The organism is Stenotrophomonas sp. STEN063 (genome assembly GCF_056854515.1).
This window is the reverse complement of record NZ_JBXFWF010000037.1, coordinates 14847-34947: the sequence shown is the minus strand read 5'-3', so window position 1 is coordinate 34947 and position 20101 is coordinate 14847. Positions and strand designations below refer to the sequence as shown.

Annotated in this window: 5 protein-coding genes and 1 riboswitch; of the genes, 4 read left to right on the top strand and 1 reads right to left on the bottom strand. The window is 64.0% G+C overall.

The genetic code is table 11. The annotated features are described in order from the left end of the window. Positions 1-272: 272 nt before the first annotated feature. The 4 genes from AC1VWL_RS11415 to AC1VWL_RS11400 all read left to right on the top strand — a co-directional run bounded on the left by AC1VWL_RS11415 (position 273) and on the right by AC1VWL_RS11400 (position 18928). Entirely contained in the window at positions 273-10532 is a 10260-nt protein-coding gene (locus tag AC1VWL_RS11415; RefSeq protein ID WP_482986760.1) for an SdrD B-like domain-containing protein, read from the top strand. Then, positions 10529-13909, top strand: coding sequence for an Ig-like domain-containing protein (locus tag AC1VWL_RS11410; RefSeq protein ID WP_482986759.1), 3381 nt, complete (start codon positions 10529-10531; stop codon positions 13907-13909). Before AC1VWL_RS11415 ends, AC1VWL_RS11410 begins: the two co-directional genes overlap by 4 nt. Before the next feature lie 10 nt (positions 13910-13919). Next, complete coding sequence (locus tag AC1VWL_RS11405; protein ID WP_482986758.1) at positions 13920-14939, top strand: OmpA family protein; 1020 nt, start codon at positions 13920-13922, stop codon at positions 14937-14939. 548 nt (positions 14940-15487) lie between these two features. Beyond that, positions 15488-18928 carry a hybrid sensor histidine kinase/response regulator gene (locus AC1VWL_RS11400; protein ID WP_482986757.1) on the top strand — a complete coding sequence of 1147 codons (3441 nt, stop codon included), beginning with the start codon at positions 15488-15490 and terminating at the stop codon, positions 18926-18928. A 196-nt stretch (positions 18929-19124) separates the two neighbouring features. On the opposite strand, the gene AC1VWL_RS11395 is transcribed toward AC1VWL_RS11400, so the two are convergent. Further along, on the bottom strand, positions 19125-19730 hold the full coding sequence (locus AC1VWL_RS11395; RefSeq protein ID WP_482986756.1) for a manganese efflux pump MntP: 606 nt from the start codon (positions 19728-19730) through the stop codon (positions 19125-19127). Between the two features lie 10 nt (positions 19731-19740). After that, positions 19741-19902: riboswitch (yybP-ykoY riboswitch) on the bottom strand. Positions 19903-20101: the final 199 nt, after the last annotated feature.

Sequence of the window (20101 nt, the reverse complement as noted above, 5' to 3'; positions counted from 1 at the left end):
CGCTTGCTGAAGTAAATACCTCGTGAAATCAATGTGATAGTGCCGTGAGGCGCAATCACGCAGTTCCGCAGTGTAATCAAGTGAGAGTTTCCGTCAGAGAACGGAACTGAATAGCCGCGTATGCGCCGTAAGAATCGCCGCCATTCCAAGCACCTGTAGGTGCTGATTCGGCGGTCCGTTTTGGGGCGGACCGCTTTTCACAAAAACGAGCATTTCCAGGCCGCCAGCTGGACGGGCGGGCTGTGCGTGCGCCGTTTGCAAGAGGTTTGCCGGTGAACAACCAAATTGAGCAAGACATGGCCGTCGATGGTTCCGTTGCACCCACCACCAAGGCGGGTGCGGGCAGCTGGCGTACACGCCTGGCCCGCATTGCGGCCTGCTTGGCATTGACCTGCTTGTTGCCGGCGACAGCGCTGGCGACGGTGATTCCGCAGAACGTGAACCTGCCGACCAATATGGGGCAGTCGATCGACACCCCATTGACCATCAGTTGGATGCGTACCGCCACCGATGCAGCGGTCACCAACATCACCGTGGTGCTTCCTCCATCGGTGAGCTTCGTGCCGCCGGCAGTACCAGGCCCCAACGACTGCACCTACGTCGCAGCCACGCGCACGGTGACCTGCGCGGTTGCGCCGGGCAACACGACCAGTGCTCCCTCTGGCTCGGTCGGCTTCACCATCCGTGGCAACGAGCTGGGCAGCTTCAACCTCACCGCGCGTTCCAGCAACAGCCCAACGCCGGCCACCGGTACCACCACCGTCCGTGAGACCGGCAACTTGCAGGTCGCCAAGACCTTGGTTTCGCCGGACAACGGCCAGGGCGCAACCGGCGGCACCGCCGTGTTCGAGCTGGATCCGCGCATCGCCGCAGGTGGCAGCGACCTGCCGGCTGGCGCTTCGATCGTGGTGACTGATCAGCTGCCCAGCGACGTGGCCAACGTGGTGACGGCGATCACGCCGACGCCTGCTGGCGGCAACCCGGTCTGCGACACGGTTGCCACCGCCAACAGCACCCGCAGTTTCAAATGCACCTACAGCGGGCCGATGACGGCAGCGCAGTTCAATGCCGCCAAGATCCGTGTGCAGATGCGCACCAATGGCTTGGGTACGCATACCAACAACGCCACCATCGCTACCCAGAATGAAAATTACTTCGATGCCGACCCGAACGACAATTCGGGCAGTGCCAGTTACAACATCGTGCTGGGTACCGATATCGAAGCCAAGGTCAGCTTTCCGAGCTCACCGATTGAAGTAAATACCGCGCAGAACCTGGTACTGACGTACCAGAACAATGGCCCGCAGACCAGCACCATCGGCGGCAAGGTCAGCACCATCGTCCCCGACGGTTTCATCATCGGCAACTTGCCCGCTGGTTGTGCGGCGGAGCCGGCTGAACAGCTGGTCGTGAATGGAGTGACGTATCCGGGCACCCTGGTGACCTGCGATGCGGGCGTGGTTGCGTCCGGCAACAAGGCGGACTTCACCATTCCGCTGACCACACCCGCGACCGGCAGCGATGGCCGCTTCCCGGTCGTGGTTACCCCGCCGGCTGCTTTGAAGGACTGGAACGAAGGCAACAACAGCGTTCTTGCGCCGTACCAGATCAACGAGCCTTACACCGATATCCGCTTGGGCAAAACGAAGAGCCCTGGTTCTGGCCCGATCAGCCCGGGTGCCCCGATCACCACTACGTTGACCATCAGCAACGGCACGGACAGCACCAGCGACGCGCAGTACACGCCAAGCAACCCGCTGTGGGCGGTTGACTACATGCGGCCCGAAGAGATGGACGCAAGCCATGGCCTCAATGGCTTGGCCAATGTCAGTCCCGGATGGGAATGCACGGTAGCGCGCGGCGTCACGCCGCCGGCAGGCGTCAGTGCCGCGCTCACCACGCAGGTGAGCTGCAAAACCACTGGCACCGGAACCCTGGTGCGTGGCACCAGTACGGTGTTGAAGTTCGAAACCAAGGCCACCGCCGTGGTCGGCCAGCTGATCCTGTCCAATCGTGCCTGTGCTGGTAGCACCGCCTTGACCCAGCTGGGCATCAATCCGGCCAATGCCGCGCTGCCTGCGGACCGCAACACAACCAACGACTGTGCCAATGCTGGTGCAGGCCTCAACCTCACCGATGTGATCAACGATACCGCCTGGGTCAACATCGAGAAGTTCTCCTCGGTGGACAACGTCAATTGGGTGGATGACGTTGCCAGCGCACCGACCCTGCAAGCCAATGCCGAGACGGTGTACTGGAAGATCGTGGTGTCGACGCCGACAACGGCGGTCAAGTCCAACCAGAAAACCATCCCGACGTTGAACCTGACCGACAATGTGCCGGGGGTGCTCAATACAAGCGTCTTCAAAGGCCAGGTTTCGGTCCTTTCAAACACCGTAGTCACCGGTCTCGCCGGGACCAACTGCCCTGCGCTTGCAGTGGGCAGCAGCGGCCAGACCTGTGTGTTCACCAATGTCGCGCCGGGCACCCAGATTGAAGTAGTGCTGGCGGTGAAGCGTGAACTTACCTCCACGGCAGGCGTTGCCGTGTTGACCAATACCGCCAGCTTGACCTCGCCCAATGCGGTGCTGACGTCGTTGCGTGCCGACAACAACCTCTCCGACTCGGCTGCGGTGAAAGTGCTGCCGCGTACCGATTACCGGATGACCAGCAAGACGGTCACCCCGAGTGGCTCGGTGCTGATCGGCGAACCGATCAGCTTCACCTTGACCGCACGCAATCACGGCCCGGACGTGGCACCGCTGAATGACTTCGTCATCACTGACACGCTGCCAACCGGCACTGCGACGTCGACCGATATCGCCTACGAAATCATCAGCGTGACCGTGCCTTCGGGCAGCAAGCTCAACTGTGCCGCCAGCAATTACACGACGGGTGTGATCTCCTGCATCAACAGTGTCGGCACCATCGCCTCGCAGACCACCGAGACGGTCACCATCAATGCCCGCGTCAAGAAGCCGGCCAACCTGTCGGTTGCCGCTGGTGGCGTGGTCTATGCGCAGGTCACCAATGAAGCAGTGGTCAGCTCCAACGGCAACATCTGCCAGTGGTTGCCAGGGTCGTCGACCAGCTGCAATGACACTGCGTCGGAGAGCAACAACAGCGGGAAGGTGACGTTCGAGGTCAAGGTTCCGACCATCGATCTGCAGCAGAAGAAGACCCAGATCTATCCGGCTGGCCGTTCCAACTTCGTGACCGGCGACAAGCTGCGTTACCGCATGAGCACCTTCAACCTGGGACCGTCGCAGGCGGAGAATGTCGAGATCCGCGATCAGTTCACGGTTCCGGCGGGCTTCACTGCCAGTTTTGAAGCGGTGGAGCACATCAACTCCGGTGCCCCGGTAAGTGGCTACGCCTACAAGGCCAACGCTGACGTCAGCTGCGCGCAGCAGGGCGCCGAGCTGGTCTGCAAGTTGAACCCGAACCCGGCGCTGAACACGCTGGACAAGATGCAGATGGTCGCCTTCGACGTGGTGTTCAATGTCGTCGGTGACTCCAGCAAGCCGGTGTTGTTCACCAATCTTGCCTATGTATGCGGCGATGAAACCGCCAACTATGAGAGTCAGGGCAAGTGCAGTGCAGATGCAGGTGATGCAGGCAACAACCTTGAACAGGTCAACGATGTCGTGTTCCCGGCGGCCGACCTGGAGGTTGTGAGCAAGACCACCGTAACAGCCGGGCCGGTGAACGTCGGCCAGCCGATCCAGTACTCGATCGTCGTTCGCAACGCCGCGGGCAGTCGCGTCGAGAAAATGCGCGTCACCGACACGCTGCCGCAGGGCTTTGAGTGGGTGCGCGACGCCAGCCATCCGCTGACCTTCGTAGTGGATGCAGGTAGCGCCGCCACGCTTTCGCAGCCGGTGGCGGTTGCAACCAGCAAGCCCGCCGTTGGCACCGACAACGTCTGCTATCTGTCCGCCGGCCCGACCGCGATCACCGCGCTCGGCCAGCAGCAGAAGATCACCTGCGACCTGGGCGGAAGCTTCCCGGTGGGTGCGGCCAATACCTTGACGCTGACCTTGTGGGCGCGCACCGTGCCGGGCGTGTTCACCGGTGACTATGCGCCGGTCAACCACACCAACAAAGCCAACATCGAACCGGGTCGTGACGAGAATGACGAGCCGACCTCGATCGATCTGGTCCCGGGCAACAACGAAAAGAGCTCCACCACGCAGGTGACCAATGCCCGCATTGGCGGCCGCGTGTTCCAGGACGCCAACGATAACGGCGACGTGGATGCGGGCGACAACGGCATCGGCGGTGTCAGGCTCACCCTGAGTGGTACCGATCTGTACGGCAACGTGGTGAACCGCGAGTTCACCACCGCCAACAGCGGTGACTACGTGTTCGACAATCTGGCGCCGTCCGATGCCACTGGCTACACGATCACCCAGACCCAGCCTGCGGGATATCCGACCAATGGCGTTCCACAGCCGAACACGTCGCGTGCGGTGCGTAACGGCGCCAGCACCGGTGTGAGCGGCACCTACATCGTTGCCAACACCGCGAGCTCCAGCGTGATCAGTGGCGTGGTGCTTGGCACGGGTGCCAATGGCGTGCAGTTCGATTTCCCGGAACCTGCGGAGCGCAAGCTGTCCGGCTACGTCTATGTTGACCAGGACAACAGCAAGACCCGCACCCCATCCGATGTTGCTATCTCGAGTGCGAAGGTTGAGCTGTTTGAAGTAGAGACCAACCGCACCCTGACCGCTACCACCAATGCGCAGGGCTTCTACGAGTTCGTTGGCCTGAGCGCTGGCAAGACCTACCGCCTGCGCGAACCGCTGCCGACCACGCCGGTTGGCTTGGTCAACCTGCACGACGCGGTCAACCTTGGACGCATCAACAACGTGCCGTGCCCGCCGGGCACCTGCACCATCACCGCCAATGCGGGTGGTGTGACGGACCAGGACGAGATCGCCGGCATCAAGCTGGTGGCCGGCAACGGTACCGAGTTCAATTTCGGCGAGAACCTGAAAACCACCATCGCTGGCGTGGTCTATCTGGACCGTAATGATGATGGTGCAAAGGCCGCTACCGAACCGGGCATCGCGAACGTTGTCGTCACCCTTGAAGTCAAGGATGACCTCGGCAACTGGGTGTCGGTTACGACGCTCACCACCGACAGCCAGGGTGCCTACAGCTATGCCGATGCACTGATCGGCAAGGAATACCGTCTGACCGAGACCCAGCCGATCGGCGTTGCCAATGGCAAGGAAAATGGCCCGGCGGGTACCACCAGCAACAGCGTCATCGAAACCGGTGTGATTCCGGCAACCGGCTCGCCCAACAACAACTTCGGTGAAGTTGCGGCGGGGGTCTCCGGTGTTGTTTATCTGGACAGCAACAACAACGGTGTGCAGGATGCCGGCGAGCCGGGCTTGCCGGGCGTGCAGGTGACATTGTCGGCTGCAACGGCTACCACCAATGCACTGGGCCAGCCGCTGGTGACGGTGGCTACCACCGACGCCGACGGCCGTTACCACTTCGCGGACCTGCTGGCCGATACCTATGCAGTCACCGAGCAGCTGGCGCAGCCGACGTATAACGGCGTGACCACGCACAACGGCAAGACCACGGCTGGCAACATCGATTCTGTCGCCGTAGGTACTGTTACCGAAGCACCGTCGAAGATTTCCAGCATCGTGCTGCCGGCAGGCAAGAACTCGCTGCTCAACAACTTCGGCGAGATCCTGGTCGCAGCCATCACTGGCACGGTGTACGTGGATCGCAACGACAACGGCAGCTTTGATGCCGCCGATGCGGGCAGCGACAACTCCGCTGCCAACGGTGGCATCGTTGGCGTCGAGATCGTGCTGTATGCAGCCGATGGCGTCACCGAGATCGACCGCACCGTGACCGATGCGCAGGGTAACTATGCGTTTGCCGACCTGCCCAGCGGCGTGAACTATGTGGTCAAGGAAACCCAGCCCAACGGCTATGCCGCGGGCAAGGAACATCCGACCAATGAGATCACCATCACCGCGTTGTCGCCGAGCGGTTCCAGTGGCAACAACTACGGTGAAAAGCTTGGCGCCCTGGCTGGCTACGTGTACGAGGATTTCTCGGGCACTGCGGCCAACAACAACAACGGCAACAAGGATGCTGGCGAAAAAGCCATCGCCGGGGTCACCCTGACCCTGACCGGCACCGACAGCACCGGCAAGGTGATCACCCCGCGCACCGTCGTCACCAATGCCGCTGGCGAGTACAGCTTCGGCGACCTGTTGCAGGGCAGCTACACCATCACTGAGACCCAGCCGGCCGCCTACATCGACGGCAAGCACACCGTGGGCAATGCGACCACGGCGGGCAGCAATGCAGTAGCCAACGTCATCAGCGGCATCGGCCTGGATGCCGGCCAGAGCGCCAGCGGCTACCTGTTCGGCGAGCTGGCCAATGCACCGATCAGCGGCACGATCTACATCGACCGCAACAACGATGGCACGCAGGATCCCGGTGAGCCGGGCATCCCCAACATCAGCCTCACCGTGGAAGTTGAAGACGGCCCGGGCAACTGGGTGAAGGTGCCGGGTCCGGCCATCGTCACCGACAGCAACGGTCACTACACGTACCCGGAAGCCGTCACCGGCAAGAACTACCGCGTCACCGAGACGCAGCCGGTTGATCTTGGCGATGGCAAGGAAAACGGTACCGTCAACACCGGTACGCCGAACGTCATCACCATAACCAACCTGCCGTCGACAGGCTCCAGTGGCAACAACTTCGGCGAGATCGCCGCAGTGCTGTCGGGTGTGGTCTATCTGGACAGCAACAACAACGGCATCCAGGACGCCGGTGAGCCGGGCCTGGCCAACGTTGAAGTGAGCCTGCCGGCCAGCGTGCAGAACGTGCTGGGCCAGGGCGCACTGACTGCGACCACCGACGCCAACGGCAACTACGTGTTCCAGGACCTGCTGGCCGGCACCTATACGGTGACCCAGCAGGCGGCGCAGCCGAGTTACAACGGTGCGCCGACCATCAACGGCATCACCACCGCCGGCACCACCGGCGGTACGGCGACGCCGGTGGCAACCGTACCCAGCGCAATCAGTGGCATCGCCCTGAGCGCGGGCGGTAGCTCCGAGAAGAACAACTTCGGCGAAGTGCTGCAGGTGTCGATCTCTGGTGCAGTGTTCCTCGACGTCAACAACGATGGTGCGATGCTTGGCGCCGGTGAGACCGGTCTGGAAGGCGTGGTCATCGAGTTGAACGGCGTCGACGATGCCGGCGCTACCGTCAGCCTGAGCACCACTACCGACAAGGATGGCAAGTTCAGCTTTGAAGGCCTGCGTCCGGGCAAGTACACCCTGACCGAGCCGACCCAGCCGACGGGTACCGCCAACGGCATCACCACCGCCGGCAGTGCCGGTGGCACGGCGACGCCGGTCACCACGGTGCCGAGCAAGATCGCCGACATCGACCTGTCGGTGCCGGGCACCGCCTCGGTGGACAACCTGTTCGGTGAAATCCCGCGCAGCAGCGCCATCAGCGGCAAGGTGTGGGAAGACACCAACAATGATGGCGTGGTGGACCCGGGCGAGAAGGGCATCGGCGGCGTGACCGTGGAGCTGGAAGGCACCGCGATCGATGGCACCCCGATCAAGCTCACCGTGACCACCGATGCCGACGGCAACTACAGCTTCGACGAGCTGCCGCCGGGCACCTACACCGTGACCGAGCCGAACCAGCCGCCGGGCACCCTGGACGGCAAGACCGTGCCGGGCAGCACCGGTGGTACGGCGACCGCGCCGGGCACCACGCCGTCGAAGATCTCGACGATCGTGGTCGGCGTCAACGAAACCTCGAAGGACAACAACTTCGGTGAAGTGCCGGTGGGCAGCATTGCCGGCTTCGTCTACAACGACAGCAACGATGACGGCATCAAGCAGAACGACGAAGGTGGCTACGCCATGATCGACGTGGTGCTGACCGGCACCGACGACCTGGGCAACCCGGTCAACGTGCAGGGCGTCACCGATGCGCAGGGCCACTATGTGTTCCAGAACCTGCGCCCGGGCACCTACATCGTGACCGAGCCGACCCAGCCTGCCGAAACCCTCAATGGCCTGACCACCGCCGGCAGCATCGACGGTGTGAAGTCCGGCGCCAAGGTCACCGGCAAGGACACCGTGCCTTCGCAGATCGACGGCATCGTGTTGAAGCCGGGCAACAACTCGGTGGACAACAACTTCGGCGAGATCGGCGATTCGCCGGACATGCTGGTGAGCAAGTCGTCCAACACGGTGAAGTTCACCGTCAACAACGTGGGCAGCTACACCATCCGCGTGCGCAACGGCGGGCAGAAGCCTTCCTTCGGCGAGTACATCGTCAAGGATCGCCTGCCGGTGGGCCTGACCCTGGCTGAAGTGCCGGCCGGCAACAACTGGACCTGCTCCGGTGCGGTGGGCGATGCCCGCTTTGAATGCCGCAGCTCGGAAGTCGTCAACGTCGGCACCACCTCGTTGTCTGACATCACCGTCAAGGTGAACGTCGGCATCGAGGCTGCCAACGCCGGTACCGTCAACAATGCCGTGCTGATCGAAGGCGGCGGCGAGAACGAGTTCCGTACCCCGACCGTGGCCGAGCGCAACACCTTTGAAGGCAACGTCGGCGACCTGCCGGTGTGCGATACCGCCATCACCCAGAACGTCTGCCGCGTGCCCAACCAGGTGCAGCTGTCGTCCTCGGTTGGCGGCACCGTGTGGTTCGATGTCGGCAGCGAGGACACCTTCCTGGACGGCGGCGACGAACGCCTGCAGTCGTGGATCGTGGAATTGCTGGACTCGGTCACTGGCGCCGTGTCGCAGTCCACCGTTACCGCAGTGGACGGCAGCTATCGCTTTGCCGACGTGATTCCGGGCGTGAAGTGGAACATCCAGTTCCGCGATCCAAGCTCGGGCGTGTTGTGGGCATGGCCGGTGAACCAGGAGACCGTCGGCGGCATGGGCGTGGCCTGTGACAGTCCGCGCGCCATCAACAACAACGGCGTCAGCGCCTGCCGTGTCAGTGAGAACGGCACCAGCCAGCTGCAGGTCGTGCTCGAAGCCGGCCAGCATCTGCCGCAGCAGAGCCTGCCGGTGGATCCGTCGGGTGTCGTCTACGATGCCGTCACCCGCGATCCGGTGCCGGGTTCCATCGTCACCATCGCACCGGTTGGCGTGTGCACCGGCTATGACCCGAAGACCGCCATCCTCAATGCCGGCGCCGGTGGTTACCGCGTGGAAGGCAATGCGGTGTCGATGACGGTTGGCAACAACGGCTACTACCAGTTCATGTTTGGTCCGGCTGCGCCGGCACGTTGTGAGTTCCAGCTGACGGTCACGCCGCCGGGTGGTTACCAGTTCGTGTCGTCGCTGATCCCGGCGGAGACGGGTTCGCTGTCGCCGCTAGGTGCGGCCGGCAGCAGCCATCTTGTACAGCCGCAGACGGGTGCACCGACCGGTGCAGTGGGCACGCCGACCCAGTACTGGCTGACCCTGTTCGCAGGTTCGGCTACCGCTGGCATCGTGCACAACCACATCCCGCTGGATACCGCGCAGGCCACCGGCCTGGTGATCACCAAGACCGGTGATCGCCAGACTGCTGAAATCGGTGACACCGTGCAGTACACCATCACCGTGCGGCAGACCGCCGGCAGTGCGATGGCCACGTTGAACGTGGTCGACACGCTGCCGCGTGGTTTCACCTACATCGATGGCACCGGCCGTGTGGGTGGTCGCGCCGTCGACGATCCGATCGGCAAGCCGGGCCCGCGTCTGGGCTTCAACCTTGGCCCGATCAACGTCGGCCAGCAGTTGGTGCTCACCTACCGCGTGCGTGTCGGTGTCGGTGCGCAGCAGGGCGATGGCATCAACCGTGCACAGGCACATGGCTGCTCGATCACCGGTGGCTGTATCGATCCGGTCACGCTGACGCCGGTGCCGGGCTCGGTGCCGTCCAACCGTGCCGAGTACCGCGTGCGCGTCACCGGTGGCGTGTTCACCGAGGAAGCCTGTGTGCTGGGCAAGATCTTCGTGGACTGCAACAACAACCACGTGCAGGACGAGGAAGAGCTGGGTATCCCGGGCGTACGCATGTACTTCTCCAACGGTACCTGGATGATTTCCGATTCCGAGGGCAAGTACAGCTACTGCGGCCTGCCGCCGCAGAGCCACACCTTGAAGGTGGACCCGTCCACCTTGCCGGTGGGTGCACGCCTGACCACGAGCAGCAACCGCAACCTCGGTGATGCCGACAGCCTGTTCCTGGACCTGAAGAACGGCGAGCTGCACCGTGCCGACTTCGTCGAGGGCAGCTGCTCCAACCCGCTGCTGGAGCAGGTGAAGGCGCGTCGTACCCAGGGTGAGGTGCGTGCACCGGAAACCGAAACCGGGCAGTCGCAGCTGCGCTTTGACAGCAAGCCGGTCCGTGCGCCGCAGCAGGCAACGGACTCGTCCAACCAGGGACCGATCGTGCAACCGCGACCCAACCCGCCGTCTGCGGCGGCCCAGCAGGAGGTGCAGCCATGAGCCGCGCCGCCCTGCGCAAGATGCCGCGCGTGAGCCTGCTGGCCTGCGCGCTGGCCACCGCTTCACTACCGCTGATGGCCCAGAACGTGGGCAGCAGCACCCGTTTCACCCCGGTGATCGGCGACAGCAGCACGTTGTATCCGCGTTCGCTGACCACCACCGATACGCCGCCGGAAGTGGTGGCGACGCGTTCGGGTGAAGTCGACTACAGCCGCAACGCCGGCGTCGATCGGGTGTCGGTGGAAGTGGACCGCGACGGCGTGCCCGCCGACGGCCAGACGCCGGTGCACATCACCGTGCATCTGCTCGGCGCCGACGGCAAGCCGCTGGCCGGCAAGTCCTTCGTCACCATCGAGAACAGTGGCGGTCGCATCCGCCTGCCGGGCTCGCGTACCGATGAATTCGGCCCCGGTGCCAGCGACGCCGACAAGGTGATGCCTGGCGTCCAGCTGGAAGTCGAAAACGGCGTTGCCGAGTTCGACCTGGTCGCCCCGCATGACCCACAGGACGTAGTGCTGCGGATCACGGCCGGTGGCGAAACCGCCGAAGGCACGATCGGCTTCCTGCCGGAAATGCGTGAGCTGCTCGCCACCGGCCTGATCGAAGGCGTGTTGAACTTCCGCAACAAGTCCAACGCCAGCCTGATCTCGCCGGTGCAGCACCACGATGCCTTCGACCGCGACATCCGTCGCTGGGAGAAGCAGTTCAACAACGGCAAGGCCAGCGCCTCGGCGCGCACCGCGTTCTTCGTCAAGGGCCGGATCAAGGGTGAGTATCTGCTCACCGCCGCCTATGACTCGGACAAGGACGTGCGTGGCCGCCTGCTGCGTGACATCCAGCCGGAAGAGTTCTACCCGGTCTACGGTGATTCCTCGCTGCGTGGCTTCGATGCACGCTCGGCCGAGCGCCTGTACGTGCGCGTGGACAACAAGCGCAGCTACCTGCTGTACGGTGATTTCCAGACCGGCGACAACCTGGCAACCAGCACTGGCGTTGGCGGCAGTGGCCCGATCCCGCAGCGCAGCCTGAGCACCTATAACCGCACCGCGACCGGCCTGGGCTGGCACTTTGAAAGTGAGCGCGTGCGTACCAATGTGTTCGCCATCGAGGATTCGCTGCGGCAGATCATCGAGGAGTTCCGCAGCCAGGGCAGCGGCCCGTATGCGCTGCGCAACAACGCGGTGCTGGAAGGCAGCGAGCGCGTCGAGATGATCGTTCGCGACCGCAACCAGCCCTCGCGCATCGTCTCGGTGAAGGCATTGGCACGGCTGGTGGATTACAGCTTCGAGCCGTTCTCCGGGCGCATCCTGCTCAACCAGTTCCTGCCTTCGTTCGACAGCGACCTGAATCCGGTCTCGCTACGCATCACCTATGAACTCGATCAGCAGACCGAGAAGTTCTGGGTGGTCGGTGCAGATGGCCAGTACAAGCTGACCGACAAGCTGGAAGTTGGTGCATCGGCGGTCGAAGACCAGAACCCGTATGCCGAGTTCAAGATGGGCAGCGTCAATGCTGGCTATCGCTTCGGCCAGAACACCATGCTGGTGGCCGAGTTCGCCCGCACCCAGAGCGAGGTCAACACCAACTCGCTCAACCAGGTGACGTCGCAGGGCCTGAAGGATGTCAGCGGCCAGGTCGAAGGTGACGCATGGCGCGTCGAGTTCGCCCACGACGGTGACAAGTTCGATGCACGCCTGTTCGGCGCGCGCACCGATCCGGAGTTCAACAACCAGGCTTCGCCGCTGTACGGCGGCCGTGGCGAGTACAGCGGCCGCATGTCCTATGCCGTGGGCCCGCGCCTGGAGCTGTACGTTGAAGCCCTGCGCAGCGAAGACCGCAACCCGGATGGTGGCAAGCGTGATGCCGGCGGTGCCGGCGTGCGCGTGGCTGCCACCGAACGCCTGACGCTGGACTTCGGCCTGCGCAGCATCCGCGAAACCATCGGCATCACCTCGCCGTGGTCGAGCACCGGCTATGGCCAGTTGTCCGGCTTGACCGGCGGCTTCGCCACCGGTTCGGGCGGCGGCGCACTGGGCTACGGCCAGCAGGCGCTGGATCCGGCCACCGGGCTGATGGTGATCAACAGCGGCAGCAACGGCGAATCCATGACCAGCGACCTGCCGGTAGGCACCAAGCTGGAATCGGACAGCGCCCGCGTCGGTATCGGCTACCGCTTCAACGACAAGTTCAGCGGTGGTGCCGAATACGAACAAAGCGTCAGCGGCGAAGACCGCAACCGCGTTGCCGCCGGCGTGGACTACCAGGTCTTCGAACGCAGTCGCCTGTATGGCCGTTACGAGAAGCAGACCGGCCTGACCAGTGCGTACGGCATCACCACCACCGACCGCGAGGCCGATGCACTGGTGTTCGGTATCGACAGCAGCTACATCCGCGACACCCAGGCGTTCTCCGAGTACCGCCTGCGTGATGCGATCAGTGGCCGTGATGTGCAGGCCGCCTCGGGTATCCGCAACAACTGGGATATCGCCAAGGGCCTGCGCCTGAGCAGCTCGATCGAACGCGTCAACGTGGTCGCCGGCGATACCGGCGACAGCACCGGCCTGGCGCTGGCCCTGGATTACAGTGCCAACCCGCTGTGGCGCGGCGCGATCCGTGCCGAGCACCGCATCTCCGAGGACGTGCCGGGCACCACCGACAGCAACGAGGCCTTCAAGACCACGCTGCTGCAGTTCATGGTCGCACGCAAGCTGAGCCGTGACTGGACGTTGCTGGGCCGCAACTACCTGCTGGCCACCAACTACGAAGAGCGCGGTGACGTGCTGCAGGACCGCTTCCAGATCGGCCTGGCCTACCGCGACACCGACCGCAACCGGGTCAACGCCTTGATGCGCTATGAGTACAAGCTCGAGCGTGACGAAAGCGGTCTGACCCTGCTCAACGGTGACGTGGTGAGTGGCACCAGCCAGGATGTACGCACGCGTGCGCACATTGTCTCCACCCACGCCGACTGGCATCCGTCGCGGCCGTGGTGGCTGACCGGTCGCATTGCCGGCAAGTGGCAGCGCGACCAGTTCGCCTATGGCGATGGCAGCCGCGTCAACAGCAGCTTCAACGCGGTGCTGGTCTCCGGTCGTGTCGTGTACGACATCACCGAGAACTGGGACATCGGCGTGCTCGGCTCCACCTTCCGTGGCCAGTACGGCGCCAACCAGTTTGCCTACGGCATGGAAGTTGGCCGCCTGCTGCGGCAGAACCTGTGGCTGTCGGCCGGTTACAACTGGACCGGCTTCGAAGGCGACAGTGATCTCAATGGCTACGAGTACACGCAGCAGGGCTTCTTCCTGCGGCTGCGCTTCAAGTTCGACGAAGACCTTTTCCGTCGGGACCCGGTCCGCTACCGCGACCCGGCCCGCTGAGGACGACACCATGACCGTTATGCAAACCAAGTACCGTCCGCTGCGCAGCTTGTTGGCTGTTGCCGTCTTCGCTGTCGCCGGTACCGCCGGGGCCCAGCAGACCCAGCTCAACCCGCAGGCCAAGCGCATCAGCGATGAAGCCATCCATGCCGACCTGCAGTCCTACGAAGCGACCCAGGGCCGCATCCAGGCATTGAATGATGGCGGTCGCCCGATCCGCGACTACCACCTGTCCAAGGCACAGTGCTGGCTGGACGTGTCGTTCCACGAGTACACCCGCAACGACCGCAGCGCCTTCCCGCAGGAAGCGCTGACCGAGTCGGAGAAGCTGATCGTGGACATGGAGAACGGTGTTTCGCCGATCCCCACCGACACCGCCCTGGTCAACGGTGCCAAGTACCTGCGTGCCGATCTGTGGGAGCGCCTGAAGGTCATCCACGGCACGCCGGGCTTCGCCTGCGCCTCGCAGAAGGTGGCCTGCGGTGAAGTGGAGCTGGTGCACGCCGGCAACGAGTTCAACCAGCAGCAGTGGCGCCACTCCAAGCCCTACATCCAGATCGCCGAAGACCTGGTCAACGAAGCCGAAACCGCAGCGCGCCTGTGCGGTGTCGATCCGGCTGGCCCGGTGGTTGCTCCGGTGGCGGCTGGCCCGCTGATCGCCAACGTGCTGTTCGAGTTCGACCGCGACGGTTACAAGGACATCCGTACCTACTCGCTGGAGAGCGTGGACCGTGCCCTGGCCACCATCGGCAGCGAGAAGCGTGAACTGGCCGGGGTGACCCTGGTTGGCCACGCCGACCGCATGCAGGGCAACGGCTTCGACTACAACCAGGCCCTGTCCGAGCGCCGTGCCAAGACCGTGCGTGAGTTGCTCGTCGGCCGTGGTGTGCCGGCGGACAAGATCCGCTACGAGTACCGCGGCGATACCCAGCAGGTGCAGCAGTGCGACGGCGTCAAGCCGCGTGCCGCGCTGCTGGAATGCCTGTTGCCGAACCGCCGCGTGGAAGTGCGGTTCGAGCTGGCGCAGTAAGTTCAGCGCGATGAGTTGATCGACAACGCCCCGGTAATGCCGGGGCGTTGTTCGTTTTGGGGGCAAGTCTCCTTCCGGGTAATCTCCATGCGCAGGCGATCTGCCCCCTCCCTTGCGCCGCAGGCGCAGGGGAGGGCTGGGGAGGGGTAGGCGAGCGCAGCTCGACGCTCTGCGCTTCAGAACGTACGAACGCGCCTAGTGGAAAGCGCATCCGATTGCCGCCGCCAAAAGCACCCCTCCCCAACCCTCCCCTGTGCTTCGCACAAGGGAGGGGGCCAAGCAGCAGTCGACGCATTCTCCGTGTGCAGGCAATCTGCCCCCTCCCTTGCGCCGCAGGCGCAGGGGAGGGCTGGGGAGGGATAGGCGAGCGCAGCTCGACGCTCTGAGCTTCAGAACGTACGAATGCGCCAAGCGGTAAGTGCATCCGATTGCCATCGCCAAAAGCACCCCTCCCCAACCCTCCCCTGTGCTTCGCACAAGGGAGGGGCAAAAGCCCCAACCGGGCGGAATGGCTACACTGGCCCGGCTAAGTCGCACGGGAACTACCCTTGGTCTCCAGCTGGATCCTGCTCCTGGTCTCACTCTGCTATGCCGCGCTGCTGTTCGGGGTGGCGTGGTGGGGTGATCGTCGCCCGCTGTATCCGGACCGCCCGTGGCTGCGGCCGGTAGTCTACAGCTTGGCGCTGGCGGTCTATTGCTCGTCCTGGACCTTCTACGGTGCGGTCGGCTCGGCGGTGCGTTATGGCATCGGCTACCTGCCTATTTATCTTGGTCCGCTGCTGATGCTGATGTTCGGCTGGCGGATCATCGAACGGCTGGCGCTGATCGCCCGCAGCGAGAACGTGGTCTCCATCGCCGACTTCATTTCCTCGCGCTTTGGCCGCTCGCGGCGGCTGGCGGCACTGGTCGCATTGATCGCACTGATCGGCGTGGTGCCGTACCTGGCCTTGCAGTACAAGGCCGTGGCGATGAGCCTGCAGGTGCTGACCGGGGATGCCGCCGGCAAGGGTTTCCTGACCGATCCGGCGCTGTATGTCTCGCTGCTGATGGCTTTGTTCGCCATCCTGTTCGGCACCCGCCAGGTCGATGCCACCGAGCACCATTACGGCATGATGCTGGCCATCGCCGTCGAATCGCTGATCAAGCTGCTGGCCATGGTCGCCATCGGCGTCTTCGCCTATGTGTGGCTGACCGACCGCGGCGAGTCGGTGGTGCAGTCGGCACGCACCTTGTTTGAAGGCATGCCGCCGGTGGGCTTCGTCTCGCAGACGCTGCTCAGTTTCCTGGCCCTGATCTGCCTGCCCCGGCAGTTCCACGTCGCGGTGGTGGAGTGCGGCAATGCCGGTGATGTGCGCAGCGCACGCTGGATGTTTGGCGCTTATCTGGTGCTGATTTCCTTGATGATCGTGCCTATCGCCACGGCCGGCACGGCGATGTTCGGCACCGGCCTGGCTTCGGACGACACCCTGGTACTGGCCTTGCCGATGCTTGCCGGCAATACAACGCTCGCTTTGATTGCTTACATCGGTGGCTTCTCCGCGGCCACCGGCATGGTCATCGTGTCCTCGATCGCGCTGGCGACGATGATCAGCAACGATCTCGTCATGCCGCTGCTGCTGCGGCGCAGTGGCGACCACCGCGAGGCTGCCAATGTCGCCTCGCGCGTGCTGTGGATCCGGCGCATGGCGATCGTGCTGCTGGCGCTGGTCGCGTATGGCTACTACCGCGGCAGCAACGACGACACCATGCTGGCCGCCTACGGATTGATGGCCTTCGCCGCGGTCGCGCAGTTCGCACCGGGCCTGCTCGGTGGCCTGTACTGGCGTGGCGCCAGCCGCCGCGGCGTAGAAACCGGCATGCTGGTCGGCTTTGTGGTCTGGGCCTACACCTTGCTTGTGCCGGCGCTGAGTCATGGTGGTTGGTTGGATGCCAGCCTGCTGACGCAGGGGCCGTTCGGCATCGGCTGGCTACGACCGCAGCAGCTGTTCGGCCTGACCGGCTGGGACCCGCTGACCCATGGCACCTTCTGGTCGCTGCTGATCAACACCGTGACCATGTTGCTGGTGTCGATGCGCTGGCGCCCGGATGTCGCCGAGCGCCTGCGCGCGGCACCGTTCCTCGATCCTTATGCCAAGCGGCCAGTGGTGGCCGGTGACTGGCCGGCGCACGTGAAGGTACGTGATCTGCTGGCCTTGGCCACGCGCGTCATCGGTGACAACCGTGCGCGGCGCTCGTTCGGCGAACAGGCGCAGTTGCTGGAACGCGAATTCCAACCCGCCGCTGCCGCCGACCGTGTCTGGGTGCAGTTCACCGAGCGCCTGCTCGCCGCATCCATCGGTGCGGCGTCCGCGCGTCTGCTGCTGACCAGCCTGCTGCGCGGTTCGGGCATGGATCTTGGTGAAGTGGTGGCGGTGCTGGATGAGGCGGGCCAGGAGCTGCGCTTCAACCGCGAAATTCTCTCCACCACGCTGGAGAACATCAGCGCAGGCGTCAGTGTGGTCGATCCGGAAATGCGCTTGACCGCATGGAACCGGCGCTACCAGCAGATGTTTGGTTACCCGGACGGCATGCTTTACGTCGGCCGCCCGGTCGCCGACCTGATCCGCTACAACGCCGAGCGCGGCGAGCTGGGTTCGGGTGACACCGAAGTGCAGATCAATCGCCGTATCGGCTATATGCGTGCGGGTTCACCGCATGTGTTCGAGCGCACCGGCGCCGATGGCAAGGTGATCGAGCTGCGTGGCCAGGCCTTGCCCGGTGGCGGCTATGTCACCAGCTACAACGACATCACGGATTTCAAGAATGCCGAGCAGGCGCTGCTGGAAGCCAACGAAACCCTGGAGCAGCGCGTAGCCGAGCGTTCGCAGGCAGCCGAGACAGCGCAGCAATCCAAGACGCGCTTCCTCGCCGCGATCAGTCATGACGTGTTGCAGCCACTGAATGCAGCGCGGCTTTTTGCATCCGCCCTGCGCGACAGCCTGCACGAGACCGACGAGCAGCGGCATCTGGCCGAGCGCGTGGATGCTTCCCTGCGCGCGGCCGAAGAGTTGCTGGATGGCCTGTTGGACGTGTCGCGACTGGATGCGGGCGGGCTGCGCCCGACCATCAGCGAGTTCGATGCCAGCGTGCTGGTACGCGAGCTCGCTGCACAGTACACGCCGGTAGCGGCAGGGCGAGGCCTGCGCCTGCATGTGTTTGCACGCACTGCCTGGGTGCGCAGTGATCGACGCCTGCTGCGTCGCGTGCTGCAGAACTTCATGGCCAACGCCCTGCGCTATACCCGCAGTGGCCGCATCGTGCTGGCGCTGCGCGTGCGTGGCGACGAGGTTGAACTGCAGGTATGGGATACCGGCCCGGGCATTCCCGAGCATCACATGCAGCAGATCTTCAATGAGTTCCATCGCTACCAGCAGCCGTTCGACTGGGGCGAGCAGGGTCTGGGCCTGGGCTTGTCGATCTGCCAACGCATCTCGCGCCTGCTTGATCACGGTTTGAACGCGCGCAGCCAACCCGGCCACGGCAGCATGTTCTCGATCACCCTGCCGCGGGTGGAAACACCGGCAGTACCGCTGCCGGCGCCGCGTCAGCCGACCGCTTTTGGTGGTGATGACTCGCTGGCCGGCCTGCGCGTGCTGTGCGTGGACAACGACCAGGAAATCCTTGACGGCATGCGCGCCTTGCTCGGCCGCTGGAAGGTGGAGGTCATCGCCGCCAGTACGGTGGACATGGCGCTGGAGAAACTGAGCGAACAGCCCGATGTGATGCTGGTGGATTACCACCTGCACGATCGGCTCGATGGCCTGGACACCCTGCTCGCCCTGCGCGAAGCCGCGCGCCGTCCTTTGCCCGGCGCATTGCTGACCGCCGATGGCCGCGATGAGTTGAAGCGCATGGCCCGCGAACGCGGCTACCGCGTGTTGACCAAGCCGGTGAAGCCGGCCTCGCTGCGCGCGTTCCTGACCGCATTGAACGACCCGCGCCGACGCTAGCAACCAGCACTGTAGTGCCGAGCCATGCTCGGCAAGGGGCTTTACCAGCAAAAGCTGCCCTCACCCCAACTCCTCTCCGGTGATCGGGAGAGGGGCTAGGTTTCTGTAGTGCCGAGCCATGCTCGGCAGAAGCTCTACCGGCAATGCCCCAGCGCAGCATGGCTGCGCTCTACAGGTGGTGCGCTGGCTTCGCGGCTCATGCCGCTCCCACAGCTGCGGCCGCAGCCGTCAGATGCTCGTACAGGATTGCGCAGCCGATGATGATCAGGATCACGCCGCCAACGATTTCCGCACGCTTGCCAACCACCGCGCCCAGGGCGCGGCCGAGCATGATGCCGATGGTCACCATGATCATCGTGCACAGGCCGATCACCAGCGCCACCACGCCGATATGCACGTCAAGGAAGGCCAGGCCGACGCCGATCGCCATCGCATCGATGCTGGTGGCGAAGCCGGTTACGGCAAGCGTCCAGAAACTCTTGTGCTGCTCGCCTGCTTCGTCGTCGTTGTCGGCTTCACTTTCATCATCAGGCTTCAGGCCAGCGATGATCATGTGTGCACCGAGTACCCCCAGCAGACCGAACGCGATCCAGTGATCGAAGGCCTGCACATACTGCGAGGCAGCGCGGCCCAGCAACCAGCCGATGATCGGCGTGATTGCCTCGATGACGCCGAAGATCAAGCCTGCGCGCAGTGCATCAAGCAGGCGCGGCTTGCGCATGGCTGCGCCCTTGCCGACCGCTGCGGCGAAGGCGTCGGTGGACATGGCGAAACCGATCAGAACAATGGAAATGGGGGACATCAGGACTACCGGGTCGGGCGGACGCAAACGGCATGCGTCGCGCCCAACCGTAGTTGCGCACGCATGCCGCTGGTCTCGCCAACCGGGTCTGGCTGCCCACACCACGGCGCACTGGCCGAGTATGTTGATGTGGGCGCTTCCAATGCTGGAAGCAGGCTACTCCCCAAGGGAGCGCGGATTCTAGCATGGCCTCCGAATCTGAACGGACAGCCCGGGATGCCAGCCTGGCTGCGGGATTGAAACATCACTGTCATGGATGCATGGCCTGATACGCGCGCACGGCTGGCGCAGCGCGGGAGTTTCCTGCAAATCAGCACTCAAGAAACCTGATATGCGGCCGATTTCGAGGCATCTCTACGCCCGGAGTGCGG